This window comes from Hydrogenophaga sp. (assembly GCF_030373225.1).
Taxonomy (GTDB): domain Bacteria; phylum Pseudomonadota; class Gammaproteobacteria; order Burkholderiales; family Burkholderiaceae_C; genus Hydrogenophaga.
This window is the reverse complement of the sequence record NZ_JAUCZG010000001.1, coordinates 135,809-148,075: the sequence shown is the minus strand read 5'-3', so window position 1 is coordinate 148,075 and position 12,267 is coordinate 135,809. Positions and strand designations below refer to the sequence as shown.

The window sequence follows — 12,267 nt, the reverse complement described above, 5'->3', positions numbered from 1 at the left end:
CTGTGATCCTGTACGAATATCCATTCAACGAACGCATCCGCACTTACCTGCGACTTGAGCAATTGTTCCGGCGCATGGTCGAACTGGTGCCGCGCCAACACCCGCTGGATCACCATTTCGCCATTCAGACCATCTTCGAAATCATCGAAGTGGCGTCCAGAGCCGACATGAAGTCGGATGTGCTCAAGGACATCGAGCGGCACAAGCAGCAACTGGCGTCCTACCGCGGCAATCCCATGATCTCCGAGCAGGCGCTCAATGAAGCGATCGGTCAACTGGAGGATTGTTTCTCGCAACTCAGCGGCCTGATTGGCAAAACGGGCCAGTCATTGACCGAGAACGACTGGCTGATGAGCATCCGCAGCCGGATCGGCATTCCCGCAGGCACCTGTGAATTCGATCTGCCTGCCTATTACAACTGGCAGCATCACAGCGCTGCGCAACGGCAGGCCGACCTGCAGCGGTGGTCGGTGCCACTGGCACCCCTGGCCGAGTCGGTGGTGTTGCTGCTCAAGATGTTGCGGGATTCGGGTTCCCCTCAAAAGGTGGTCGCTCCCGGTGGCCAGTTTCAGCAAACCCTGCCCCAGGGTCGCACATTCCAGTTGCTTCGCCTGCGCATCGACCCGGGCACCGGGCTGATCCCGGAAATCAGTGGCAACCGGCTGATGTTGTCGGTTCGAATGATGCGTCAGGGCAATGACGATCGATTGCACCCCGCACAAGACGATGCTGCGTTCGAGTTGACACTCTGCGCCTGAACGAACGGCGAGACCGTCCATGTCCACGAACGCCTCCACCAGCCCATTGAAGACGGTGCGCTGCCCGGGTTGTGGCGGGCCGAGCATCTATGCGCCCAGCAACGCCTACCGCCCTTTTTGCTGCGAGCGGTGCAAGAACATGGATTTCGGCGCCTGGGCTTCGGAGAGCTTCAAGTTGCCCGAGCAGGACAGTCAGAACGATCCGGACTTCGGCGCCTCCTGACCATCCGGCGCAGCGTCAAACGGTTGGTGCACCCTGCTCCGACCGAAGCCACTCCAGTACCGGAACCGTACCGGGCAAGACCGGTGTGCAACGCACCGGCAGTTGCTCCCAGCTGAACTGCTGGCCTTCACGCATCTGAAGTTCGCCCGCCCATTCAAAGACCTTGCAGAAATGCAGGCGAACCAGGGCGTGCGGATAGTCCACCAGACTGTCGCGCCAGGAGTGGACCCGTCCGATGGTCACGCCGATCTCCTCCTGCAACTCGCGACGAAGCGCCTGCTCGACCGACTCGCCGGGCTCGAACTTGCCGCCCGGAAACTCCCAATAACCTGCGTACACCTTGCCAGATGGACGCGAGGTGAGCAGGAATCGGCCATCGGGAGCGATCAACACGCCAACGGCCACATCAATCACTCCCCGGTCCACCGGACGCACGACACCCGGCTCGGCATCCACGACGAGTGTCGGCCCGCTCATGTCCCGCAAGCGTGGGTGCCTGCGTAGTCGCGGGCAAACTGATAGGCCACCCGCCCGCTGCGAGAACCGCGCTCCAGCGCCCACACCAGCGCCTGCGGTTTCGCGGCCGCGATGTCTTCCGGAGAAACTCCAAAGGATGACAACCACTGCGCCACGATGGTGAGGTACTCGTCCTGACTGAACGGATAGAAGCTCACCCACAGACCGAAACGCTCGGACAACGAGATCTTTTCCTCCACCACCTCGCCCGGATGAACCTCTCCATCGGCGGTGTGGGTGTAGCTGAGGTTTTCCTTCATGTACTCGGGCAACAAGTGACGCCGGTTGCTGGTGGCGTAAATCAACACGTTGGGACTGGCCGCCGACACCGAGCCATCGAGGATGGACTTCAGAGCCTTGTAGCCCGGCTCTCCGTCTTCAAAACTGAGGTCATCGCAGAAAACGATGAAGCGCTCGGGGCGACCCACCACCACATCCACGATGTCGGGCAAATCCACGAGATCGGCCTTGTCGACCTCGATCAGGCGCAGGCCCCGGGAAGCGTATTCATTGAGACAGGCCCGGATCAGGGAGGACTTGCCGGTGCCCCGCGCTCCCGTGAGCAGGACGTTGTTGGCGGGCCGTCCGTTGACGAACTGCAGCGTGTTGCGCTGGATCTTCGCCTTCTGTCCGTCGATTTCCTGCAGGTCGGCCAGGCGCATGGGACCCACCTGGCGCACCGGCTCCAGCGAGCCGTGACCACTTGAGCGCTTGCGATAGCGCCAGGCCACTGATGCGGACCAGTCGGGCGCCTGCATGGGCTGCGGCAGCACCGATTCGATGCGGGCCATCAACTGTTCTGCGCGCTCCAGCAGGCGCTCGATGTGTTCGTTCATGGCACTGAAATCAGGATCTGTAATCGGCGTTGATGGTGACGTAGTCGTGGCTGAAATCACAGGTCCAGACCGTTTCCGTGGCGTCGCCACGACCCAGACCGATGCGCACCAGGATTTCTGCCTGCTTCATCACGCGCTGACCGTCTTCCTCGAGGTAGCCGGGGTGGCGGCCGCCCTGGGTCACCACGTGCACATCGCCCAGATGCAGTTCGATGCCGCTCACGTCGAGGTCGTGGATGCCCGCGTAGCCCACAGCGGCCAGGATGCGACCAAGGTTCGGATCGCTGGCGAAGAAGGCCGTCTTGACCAGGGGCGAGTGCGCCACGGCGTAGGCGGCCTGCAGGCATTCGGCCTTGGTGCGCCCGCCTTCGACCTGCACGGTGATGAATTTGGTGGCGCCTTCGCCGTCCCGAACGATGGCGTGGGCGAGGTGGCGGGCCACCTTGGTCAAACCCTCCAGAAGGGCAACGCCGGCCGGGCTGTCGAGGTCGCTGATGGGCGCATGGCCGGCCTTGCCGGTGGCCACCACCACAAAGGAATCGTTGGTGCTGGTGTCGCCGTCCACCGTGACCCGGTTGAATGAGGCGTCGGCCAGGCGGCGGGCCAGCGCGTCCATGAGGCCCGGTGCCACCGCGGCATCGGTGGCGAGGAAGCCGAGCATGGTCGCCATGTTGGGTCGGATCATGCCGGCGCCCTTGGCGATGCCGGTGGCGTTCACGGCGCGGCCGTCGATCGTCATGCGCTGGCTGAACGCCTTCGGCAAGGTGTCGGTGGTCATGATGCCCTGGGCCGCCGAGAGCCATTGCACACCACTGTCGTCTTGCGCTTGTGCCGCATCGGCGAGGGCCGCTGGCAAACCTGCCAGCAGGCGGTCGAGCGGCAGAGGCTCCATGATCACGCCCGTCGAAAAGGGCATCACCTGCTCGTGCCGCACGCCCAGCGCCAGGGCCAGGGCCGTGCAGGTCTGGCGGGCGTTCGACAGGCCGGGCTCTCCGGTTCCCGCGTTCGCGTTGCCGGTGTTGATCACCAGCGCGCGAATGCCCTTTCCTGCGGCAAGGTGCTCACGGCACACCTGCACCGGCGCCGCGGCGTAGCGGTTCTGCGTGAACACCGCGCCGACCGCGCAGCCCTCGTCCAGCAAAAAGAGCGTGAGGTCCTTGCGATTGGCCTTTCGAATGCCGGCCTGGGCCACCCCAATGCGCACACCCGCAATGGGGAGCAGGTCCACCGCCAAAGGCGTGTCGAGTTGAACGGGCATTTGAACTCCGTGAATTCAGGATGAGGCCAGTCTTGCAGGAGGCTGGGGACACCGGGGTCCCGCGCCTCAGTCGAGCTTGCCGTGGCAGTGCTTGTACTTCTTTCCGCTGCCACAGGGGCAGGGATCGTTGCGGCCGGCCCTGGGCACATCGCCCGCAGGACGCGACGTTGCGCTGGTCGGACCGACCGTCTCCACTTCGCCAGACTCGGTGGGAGCGGTATAGGTCACGTTGGCGAACTGCTCGGCCCGCTCCTCCAGCTGCTCCGCGGCCTGCGCCATCTGCTCAGCCGACTGCACGCGCACATTCATCAAGAGCCGCGTGACATCGTTCTTGACGGTGTCCAGCAGTTGACCGAACAGCACGAAAGCCTCGCGCTTGTATTCCTGCTTGGGCTGCTTTTGCGCATAGCCTCGCAAGTGAATGCCTTGGCGCAGGTAGTCCAATGCCGAAAGGTGGTCGCGCCACTGCCCATCGATGGTCTGCAACAGCACGATGCGCTCGAACTGGGTGAAGTTCTCTTCACCCACGATCTGCACCTTGCTCTCGAACGCCACCCGGGCCGCTGCCACGACACGTTCTGCAACCTCCTCGGCATCGATCGACTCGGCGTCGGACACCCAGGTCGTCACCGGCACATCGACCGCCCATTCCTCCCTGAGCACCCGCTCCAGCGTGGGCAGGTCCCACTGCTCCTCGACGCTGCCCTCGGGCACGTACTGGTGCACCAGATCGGCAAAACAGCCATCGCGCAGCGAGTCGATTTGCGCCCGCAGCGATTCGGCATCGAGAATGTCGTTGCGTTGCTGGTAGATCACCTTGCGTTGATCGTTGGACACATCGTCGTATTCAAGCAGTTGCTTGCGAATGTCGAAATTTCGGGCCTCGACCTTGCGCTGTGCGCTTTCGATGCTGCGCGTGACGATGCCCGCCTCGATGGCCTCGCCCTCAGGCATCTTCAGACGGTCCATGATGGCGCGCACCCGGTCGCCAGCGAAAATGCGCATCAGCGAATCGTCCAGGCTCAGATAGAAGCGCGACGAGCCCGGGTCGCCCTGGCGGCCGGAGCGGCCGCGCAACTGGTTGTCGATGCGGCGCGACTCGTGGCGCTCGGTGGCGATGATGCGCAAACCGCCCAACGCCTTGACCTTGTCGTGGTCGGCCTGCCAGTTCTGGCGCAGGGATTCAATGCGTGCCGCCTTGGTGGCATCGTCCAGTGATTCATCGTTCTGAACCGCGTCAACCATCTTCTCGAGGTTGCCGCCCAGCACGATGTCGGTGCCGCGCCCGGCCATGTTGGTGGCGATGGTGATGCCGCCCGGACGACCCGCCTGGATGATGATGTCGGCTTCGCGCGCATGCTGCTTGGCGTTCAGCACCTCGTGGGGCAATCCCTCCTTGACCAGCAACTCAGCGATGATTTCCGAGTTTTCGATCGACGAGGTGCCCACCAGCACCGGCTGACCCCGTTCGTGACATTCGCGGATGTCCTGGATGGCAGCGACGTACTTTTCGTTCGTCGTCTTGTAGACGCGGTCGAGCTGATCGACGCGCTTGCTCACTCGGTTCGGTGGAATCACCACCGTCTCCAGGCTGTAGATCTCCTGGAATTCATACGCCTCGGTGTCCGCCGTTCCAGTCATGCCGGCCAGCTTGGCGTAGAGGCGGAAATAGTTCTGGAACGTGATGGAGGCCAGCGTCTGGTTCTCGGGCTGGATCGCCACACCTTCCTTGGCCTCCACTGCCTGGTGCAGGCCATCGCTCCATCGCCGACCCGTCATCAAACGGCCCGTGAACTCGTCGACGATCACGATTTCGCCGTTCTGGTTCACATAGTGCTGGTCGCGGTGGTAGAGATGGTGGGCCTTGAGCGAGGTCACCAGGTTGTGCAGCAACGCGATATTGGCCGGGTCGTAAAGCGACGCGCCCTCGGGCAACAAGCCGGCCTGGCTCAGCAGTTGCTCGGCGTGTTCGTGCCCCTGCTCGGTCATGTGAATCGCGTGGGACTTTTCGTCCACCGTGAAGTCACCCGGCTTGATCACGCCCTCACCCGTGCGCACGTCGGCCTCGCCTTCCTGGCGCACCAGATGCGGAACCAGCTGCTTGATGGCCATGTAGGTCTGCGTCTGGTCCTCGGCCTGCCCGCTGATGATCAGCGGGGTGCGCGCTTCGTCAATGAGGATCGAGTCCACCTCGTCGACGATGGCGAAGTTCAGGCCGCGCTGCACGCGATCAGCCGCTTCGTAGACCATGTTGTCGCGCAGGTAGTCGAAGCCGTATTCGTTGTTCGTGCCGTAGGTGATGTCGGATCGGTAAGCCGCCTGCTTCTCATCCCGCGGAGCCTGGGGCAGATTGATGCCCACCGTCAGGCCCAGAAAGTTGTAGAGACGCCCCATCCACTGGGCATCACGACTGGCCAGGTAGTCGTTGACCGTGACCACATGCACGCCCTTGCCCGTGAGCGCGTTCAGATAGACCGGCAAGGTCGCGGTCAGGGTTTTGCCCTCACCGGTGCGCATTTCCGCCACCTTGCCGTGGTGCAGCGCAAGGCCTCCCACCAGCTGAACGTCGAAATGGCGCATCTTCATGACGCGCTTGCTGCCTTCGCGCACAACCGCAAAGGCTTCAGGCAAGAGCGCATCAAGGGTCTCGCCTTGCACTATTCGTTGCTTGAAGGCTTCGGTCTTGCCACGAAGTTCGTCATCGCTGAGCTTTTCAAACTGCGCCTCAAGACCGTTGATGCGCTCCACCGTTTTGCGGTAGGTCTTGAGCAAGCGGTCGTTGCGGCTACCAAAGAGTTTGGTGAGGAAGTTTGTGGCCATAGATACAGGACTGCGCCAGCCACCCGCAAGGTGCAGGGCAGGCAAAGGAAAGGAGGGGAGCTCTTGCGAGCCCGGAAGGCGTGGGCCCGGCGCCGCAAAGGTGCAGGCAAACACCGGACTTTCAACAGCAAAGCAGCGATTTTACCCGCCGCAGCTTCAGTGCGATCAGGGCTTGCGGGGACCCTGCACGGGGGGCTTGGAAGCGGCGATTTTTTCTCCCGCCTCGAGAAAACGCTGCGGGTTCTGAGGCACACCCGCCACCCAGACCTCGAAGTGCAGGTGGGGACCGGTCGAACGCCCGGTAGACCCCACGCTGGCTATTCTCTGGCCCCGCTTGACGATGTCGCCCTTCTTAACGAAGGTCTGGGAAGCGTGGGCGTAGCGAGTGATCAACGCGTTGCCGTGGTCGATCTCGACCATGTTGCCGTAGGCAGCGTGGTACTCCTGCACCACGACCACCCCGCCCGCCGCTGCGAGTATCGGCGTGCCGACATCGGCCGGGAAATCGAGCCCCGTGTGCAGCGCCGAGACACCCGTGATGGGATCGATGCGAAAACCAAACGGAGATCCGACCCGCACCCCAACCACCGGCTTTTCGGTGGGAATTAGTGTTTGACTGATCTTCTGATCGAACAGTCGCGACTCCACCACCGTGAGCCAGTCGACCCTGGATCCGCTGGACACTTCCACCGAGTCAAGGGCCTGCATCAGTTCCTGCATGGTGATGTTCCGGCTGGCCACCAAAGAACCGCCCGACCCCGGTGCATTCTTGAACTCTGCCGGATTCAAGCCCGCCAGGCCGGCCACGCGCTCACCGAGGGAGTCGATCTGGACCATGCGTGCCTGCATTTCGCCCAGCTTGCGGGCCATGGCGTCCAGATTGGCACGCACGTAGGCGTCTTTGGAGTCGGTGTCAACGGGATGCACCAACCGGCCGACCGACGCAAAGCCAGGCCATCCCTGGCGGACCCCTTCGAGGAAAACCCAATGGTAGGTGGCCATGGAGGCCAGCATCAACACCACGGCAGCCAACATGCCCGCACCCACCAGCTTGAAGCCACTGAGGTGAAGGGCCCGGCTTTTGGCCAGCCAGGCGTCCGTGATAATGATGTGCACTCTGAAACCTTTCCTTGCGGTGAGCCGCCAGGGCCCTTCGATTCGATTCACATGGCCACCGATCAACGACCTCGCACGCTCTTCAGCCTCGAACAGGCTGTGGGCGCCGCGCCATCGCTGGCCTTGTTGCGGGAGCGCATTCGCGAGTCCCAGAACTTCCTGGATCAGGTGCGCCACCTGATCCCGCCCGCCATGCGTCAGCAGGTGGTTGCCGGGCCTTTGCAGGAACAGGAGTGGTGCCTTCTGGTGGGCAGCGCCGCCGCCTCCACCAAACTCCGCCAGATGCTGCCGGCCATCCAACGGGTGTTGACCCAAAACGGTGCGCAGGTTAACGCAATCCGCATCAAAGTCCAAACCCCGGCGCGATGAACGCCTCCCGCCAAGGGGGCGAGTGGCGGGGAATGGTGTCTTGGTGCCGCTTGTCTGACTCGAACAGACGACCTATCGCTTACAAGGCGATTGCTCTACCAACTGAGCTAAAGCGGCCGGGGGCTTCGAAGTTTACTTGACGCGCTTGAGCTGCGGCCGGCCCGGTGAGCGGCCGGGGCCATCGGCTGGAGGCTCCGGGGGGACATCTCCCTCTTCCTGACCTTGCTCACTTGTGACCGAGCGCAGCGGGCTCCTCGAGGCTGTATCCGCAGTGGCTTCGACGCCGTCGCCCGATGGCGGCGCGTCCGACACGAGGACCGACGGTTTGACCGCCGACAGGGTCGCCGGTGCCGGTGCCGGAAACGCCATTCCCTGGCCGTTTTCGCGTGCGTAGATGGCCACCACATGGCTGATGGGAACGACGATTTCGCGCGCCACGCCGCCGAAACGCGCCTTGAACTCGATGAAGTCGTTGCCCAGCCTCAACGAGCTCGTGGCGTCGACGCCGACGTTGAGCACGATCTCGCCATTTTTCACGAACTCCATCGGCACCTGAACGGAAGCGTCCACCTGCACCGCAATGTAGGGAGAAAAACCGTTGTCTGAACACCATTCGTGCAGGGCACGAATGAGGTACGGGCGGGTGGAAGGGATGTCCGTGTCAGCAGGACTCATGGGCCATCGTCAAGGCACGGTGGAACCCGGCCGTTGGGCGCGGGCTTGCGCTCACTTGCGCATCACTTTCTCGGATGGGGTCAACGCCTCGATGTAGGCTGGGCGCGAAAAAATACGCTCGGCGTACTTGAGCAAGGGCGCTGCATTCTTGCTGAGTTCGATCCCGTAGAAGTCGAGGCGCCACAGCAGCGGGGCGATGGCCACGTCCAGCATGGAAAAGTTGTCGCCCAGCATGAACTTGTTCTTCAGGAACACCGGGGCCAGTTGGGTCAGGCGGTCGCGGATGTGTGCCCGTGCCTTTTCCAGCGCCTTCTCATTGCCCTTGGTGCTGCGCGACTCCAACATCGAGACGTGGGTGAATAGCTCCTTTTCGAAGTTCAACAGGAACAGGCGAACCCGGGCACGGTCCACTGGATCACCCGGCATCAATTGCGGGTGGGGAAAGCGCTCGTCGATGTACTCGTTGATGATGTTCGACTCGTACAGGATCAGGTCGCGTTCAACCAGGATGGGAACCTGGCCGTACGGGTTCATGACGCTGATGTCTTCCGGCTTGTTGTAGAGGTCGACATCCCTGATCTCGAAGTCCATGCCCTTCTCGAAAAGAACAAAGCGGCAACGGTGGGAATACGGGCAAGTGGTACCCGAGTACAAGACCATCATGAAGGTGTCTCCTTAAAGCAAAAAACAGTGGCTTGCATTCGTGCCATACGGACACTGCAAACCACTGCGGAACGGTCAGGCCAGCGGACAGGGCCGCCAGCCTGTTGGGATGAGATTACTTGATGTCTTTCCAGAAGGCGGCGTTCAATCGCCACGCCACCACGGTGAACGCGGCCAGGAACAACATCACCCACACGCCGATGCGGACCCGGCTGTTCTGGGCAGGCTCGGCCATCCATTGCAGATACGCCACCAGATCGCCCACGTTGTTGTCGTATTCGGCCGCGCTGAGCGTGCCGGGTTTGACAGCTGCCCAGCCCTTGAGGCGGTCCACCTCGTGGCCGTGGCTCATGACCTTTTCATAGACCGGCTTTTGCTCGCCCTGCAGCTCCCACAGAGGATTGGGCATGCCGATGTTGGGAAACGCGAGGTTGTTCCAGCCCGTTGGCTTGGTGTCGTCGCGGTAGTAGGTGCGCAGCAAGGTGTAGACGTAATCGGCGCCAGTGCCCTCGCGGCTTGAGCGTGAGCGTGCAATCAGCGTGAGGTCGGGGGGGTTCACGCCGAACCACTGCTTGGCCTGCTTGGGGTCGATCGCCGCCTTCATCGTGTCACCGATCTTGTCGGTGGCGAAGGTCAGGTTTTCGGCGATCTGCTTGTCGTTCAGCCCGATGTCGCGCAGGCGGTTGTAACGCATGAAGGCAGCCGAGTGGCAGCCCAGGCAGTAATTGACAAACAGTTTGGCGCCGTTTTGCAGGGCAGCCATGTCATTGGTGCGCTGTGGCGCCTTGTCCAGGGGAATGGAGCCACCAGCGGCCATGGCGGCGCCTGACATACCGATTGCCAGTGCGAGGCCCAAGAGGATTTTTTTCATTTGCTTGACTCTCAGAATTGGCTCGTCGTGTTCAGTGAGGCTGGAAAGTGACGCGGTCGGGCACAGGCTTGAACTCACCCAGACGGCTCCACCAGGGCATCAGCAGGAAGAACCCGAAATAGAACAAGGTGCCGACCTGCGAAACGCGCTCGCCGATGGGTGATGGCGGCAGCACACCGAGGTAGCCCAGGATCAGGAAATTGATGACGAACACGCCGTACAGCCACTTGTTCCACGTCGGCCGGTAGCGGATGGACTTCACCGGGCTGTGGTCAAGCCATGGGAGGAAGAACAGGATGATCACGGCGCCGCCCATGGCCACCACGCCCCAGAACTTGGCGTCGATGGACAACATCAGGGCCACCAGGACCAGCGCACCGATCACGATTCCACCCTTGAAGGCGGCGGAGCCCTTGGCCTTGATTGCGCCGAGCACCGCAGCGATCACGGCGATGGCCACCAGGGCGTACATCATTTCGCTGGTGATGGCGCGCAGCATCGAGTAGAACGGCGTGAAGTACCAGACCGGCGCAATGTGCAGCGGCGTGACCAGTGGGTCGGCGGGGATGAAGTTGTTGTACTCGAGGAAGTAGCCACCGAATTCGGGCGCAAAGAAGATGATCGCGGAGAAGATCATCAGGAAAACCGACACGCCCAGCACGTCGTGCACCGTGTAGTACGGATGGAAAGGAATGCCATCGAGCGGGATGCCCCGGGCATCTTTCTTCGCCTTGATCTCCACACCGTCCGGGTTGTTGGAGCCCACCTCGTGCAAGGCAATGATGTGTGCCACCACCAGACCCAGCAGGACCAGCGGCACGGCAATCACGTGGAAGCTGAAGAAGCGGTTGAGAGTGGCATCGCCCACAACGAAGTCGCCGCGAATGAGCAGTGCGAGGTCGGGGCCGACAAAGGGAATGGCGGCGAACAGGTTCACGATCACCTGGGCACCCCAGTAGGACATCTGGCCCCATGGGAGCAGGTAGCCCATGAAAGCTTCGGCCATCAGGCACAGGAAAATCGCGCAACCGAACACCCAGACCAGCTCGCGTGGCTTGCGGTAGCTGCCGTAGATCAGGCCGCGAAACATGTGGAGATACACGACCACGAAGAACGCAGAGGCGCCGGTGGAGTGCATGTAGCGGATCAACCAGCCCCAGGGGACATCACGCATGATGTATTCGACCGACGCGAACGCCAGCGCCGCATCAGGCTTGTAATGCATCACCAGAAAAATACCGGTGACGATCTGGATCACGAGCACGAGCAGCGCGAGGGAACCGAAGAAATACCAGAAGTTGAAGTTCTTGGGCGCGTAGTACTCGGCGAGGTGCTCGTTGTAGAGCTTCGAAAGCGGAAACCGGTTGTCGATCCAGTTCAGCGTCTTCTCGCCGATCGGGGCATTGGGGGAAACTTCTTTGAATTCAGCCATGGGTTGCCTCTGTTTGGCGTTGTCTGATGTCGCTTGGAACCGCTTCGGCTCAGGCCTGCTTGTCTTCGCCGACCAACAACATGGTGTCTGACATGTAGAAGTGCGGGGGCACCTCCAGGTTGTCCGGCGCCGGTTTGTTCTTGAACACGCGACCGGCGAGATCAAACGTGGAGCCATGGCAGGCACACAGGAAACCGCCTTGCCAGTTGTCGGGCAACGAGGGCTGCGGGCCCGGTGTGAGCCTGTCGCCAGGCGAGCAGCCCAGGTGGGTGCAGATGCCCACCGTCACCAGAATCTCGGGCTTGATCGAGCGGTGGTGATTCCTTGCGTACTCGGGCGTGGGAACCGCAGTGCGGGTGGACTCGGGGTCGGCCAGCTCACCGGCGAGCTTTTCAAGCTCGGCCAGCTGCTCTGGCGTGCGACGCATGATCCACACGGGCTTGCCCCGCCATTCCACAACAATCTTTTCGCCCGGCAGGATGCCCGAGACATCGACTTCGACCGCCGCGCCTGCGGCCTTGGCACGCTCGGATGGCTGAAACGTGCTCACGAATGGCACGGAGACGGCGGCTGCCCCCACGCCACCCATGGCGCAAGAGGTGATCAGCCAGGTACGGCGGCTGCTGTTGGCAGGCGCTTGGGCGGTAGCTTCACTCATGGAACTCTTTCTACGAGACTTCAGGAAGGTGCATCAGGGTCAACCCGGCATTGTACTGGAGCACTTGCACCT

At 62.2% G+C, this 12,267-nt stretch carries 13 protein-coding genes and 1 tRNA gene; 3 read left to right on the top strand and 11 right to left on the bottom strand.

The window, feature by feature from the left end; translation table 11 throughout:
* Positions 1-2: 2 nt before the first annotated feature.
* Entirely contained in the window at positions 3-758 is a 756-nt protein-coding gene (gene zapD, locus QUV35_RS00745) for a cell division protein ZapD (RefSeq protein ID WP_300870203.1), read from the top strand.
* Between the two features lie 19 nt (positions 759-777).
* On the top strand, positions 778-981 hold the full coding sequence (locus QUV35_RS00740; RefSeq protein ID WP_300870202.1) for a DNA gyrase inhibitor YacG: 204 nt from the start codon (positions 778-780) through the stop codon (positions 979-981).
* 15 nt (positions 982-996) lie between these two features.
* Here the strand turns inward: QUV35_RS00740 and QUV35_RS00735 are convergent, their stop codons facing one another.
* The 5 genes from QUV35_RS00735 to QUV35_RS00715 all read right to left on the bottom strand — a co-directional run bounded on the left by QUV35_RS00735 (position 997) and on the right by QUV35_RS00715 (position 7,527).
* Entirely contained in the window at positions 997-1,458 is a 462-nt protein-coding gene (locus QUV35_RS00735; protein WP_300870201.1) for an NUDIX domain-containing protein, read from the bottom strand.
* Positions 1,455-2,333: an ATP-binding protein gene (locus tag QUV35_RS00730; RefSeq protein ID WP_300870200.1), complete on the bottom strand. Its 879-nt coding sequence runs from the start codon at positions 2,331-2,333 to the stop codon at positions 1,455-1,457. Before QUV35_RS00730 ends, QUV35_RS00735 begins: the two co-directional genes overlap by 4 nt.
* Positions 2,334-2,343: 10 nt before the next feature.
* On the bottom strand, positions 2,344-3,591 hold the full coding sequence (argJ, locus tag QUV35_RS00725; RefSeq protein ID WP_300870199.1) for a bifunctional glutamate N-acetyltransferase/amino-acid acetyltransferase ArgJ: 1,248 nt from the start codon (positions 3,589-3,591) through the stop codon (positions 2,344-2,346).
* A gap of 66 nt (positions 3,592-3,657) precedes the next feature.
* A complete protein-coding gene (gene secA, locus QUV35_RS00720; protein ID WP_300870198.1) occupies positions 3,658-6,411 on the bottom strand; it encodes a preprotein translocase subunit SecA in 2,754 nt (917 codons plus the stop codon).
* Between the two features lie 165 nt (positions 6,412-6,576).
* On the bottom strand, positions 6,577-7,527 hold the full coding sequence (locus QUV35_RS00715) for a M23 family metallopeptidase (RefSeq protein ID WP_300870197.1): 951 nt from the start codon (positions 7,525-7,527) through the stop codon (positions 6,577-6,579).
* A gap of 51 nt (positions 7,528-7,578) precedes the next feature.
* On the opposite strand from QUV35_RS00715, the gene QUV35_RS00710 reads away from it, so the two are divergent.
* Entirely contained in the window at positions 7,579-7,896 is a 318-nt protein-coding gene (locus tag QUV35_RS00710) for a DciA family protein (protein ID WP_300870196.1), read from the top strand.
* Between the two features lie 41 nt (positions 7,897-7,937).
* On the opposite strand, the gene QUV35_RS00705 is transcribed toward QUV35_RS00710, so the two are convergent.
* The 6 genes from QUV35_RS00705 to petA all read right to left on the bottom strand — a co-directional run bounded on the left by QUV35_RS00705 (position 7,938) and on the right by petA (position 12,195).
* A tRNA-Thr gene (locus tag QUV35_RS00705) sits at positions 7,938-8,013 on the bottom strand.
* A 15-nt stretch (positions 8,014-8,028) separates the two neighbouring features.
* Positions 8,029-8,571 (bottom strand): ClpXP protease specificity-enhancing factor, encoded by a 543-nt coding sequence (locus tag QUV35_RS00700; RefSeq protein ID WP_300870194.1) that lies wholly within the window; start codon positions 8,569-8,571, stop codon positions 8,029-8,031.
* 51 nt (positions 8,572-8,622) lie between these two features.
* Positions 8,623-9,234, bottom strand: coding sequence for a glutathione S-transferase N-terminal domain-containing protein (locus tag QUV35_RS00695; RefSeq protein ID WP_159607845.1), 612 nt, complete (start codon positions 9,232-9,234; stop codon positions 8,623-8,625).
* 115 nt (positions 9,235-9,349) lie between these two features.
* Positions 9,350-10,105, bottom strand: coding sequence for a cytochrome c1 (locus tag QUV35_RS00690; protein WP_300870192.1), 756 nt, complete (start codon positions 10,103-10,105; stop codon positions 9,350-9,352).
* 31 nt (positions 10,106-10,136) lie between these two features.
* The gene (locus QUV35_RS00685) at positions 10,137-11,537 is read right to left on the bottom strand and encodes a cytochrome bc complex cytochrome b subunit (RefSeq protein WP_300870191.1); all 1,401 of its coding nucleotides are present in this window, start codon (positions 11,535-11,537) and stop codon (positions 10,137-10,139) included.
* A gap of 49 nt (positions 11,538-11,586) precedes the next feature.
* Entirely contained in the window at positions 11,587-12,195 is a 609-nt protein-coding gene (petA, locus tag QUV35_RS00680; protein WP_300870190.1) for a ubiquinol-cytochrome c reductase iron-sulfur subunit, read from the bottom strand.
* Positions 12,196-12,267: the final 72 nt, after the last annotated feature.

Bases quoted from the DNA above. Each gene is read 5' to 3' on its own strand.
- QUV35_RS00695 (WP_159607845.1), bottom strand. From the start codon at position 9,234: ATGATGGTCTTGTACTCGGGTACCACTTGCCCGTATTCCCACCGTTGC.
- QUV35_RS00690 (WP_300870192.1), bottom strand. From the start codon at position 10,105: ATGAAAAAAATCCTCTTGGGCCTCGCACTGGCAATCGGTATGTCAGGC.
- secA (WP_300870198.1), bottom strand. From the start codon at position 6,411: ATGGCCACAAACTTCCTCACCAAACTCTTTGGTAGCCGCAACGACCGC.
- QUV35_RS00685 (WP_300870191.1), bottom strand. From the start codon at position 11,537: ATGGCTGAATTCAAAGAAGTTTCCCCCAATGCCCCGATCGGCGAGAAG.
- QUV35_RS00710 (WP_300870196.1), top strand. From the start codon at position 7,579: ATGGCCACCGATCAACGACCTCGCACGCTCTTCAGCCTCGAACAGGCT.
- QUV35_RS00730 (WP_300870200.1), bottom strand. From the start codon at position 2,333: ATGAACGAACACATCGAGCGCCTGCTGGAGCGCGCAGAACAGTTGATG.
- QUV35_RS00700 (WP_300870194.1), bottom strand. From the start codon at position 8,571: ATGAGTCCTGCTGACACGGACATCCCTTCCACCCGCCCGTACCTCATT.
- QUV35_RS00735 (WP_300870201.1), bottom strand. From the start codon at position 1,458: ATGAGCGGGCCGACACTCGTCGTGGATGCCGAGCCGGGTGTCGTGCGT.
- argJ (WP_300870199.1), bottom strand. From the start codon at position 3,591: ATGCCCGTTCAACTCGACACGCCTTTGGCGGTGGACCTGCTCCCCATT.
- QUV35_RS00740 (WP_300870202.1), top strand. From the start codon at position 778: ATGTCCACGAACGCCTCCACCAGCCCATTGAAGACGGTGCGCTGCCCG.
- petA (WP_300870190.1), bottom strand. From the start codon at position 12,195: ATGAGTGAAGCTACCGCCCAAGCGCCTGCCAACAGCAGCCGCCGTACC.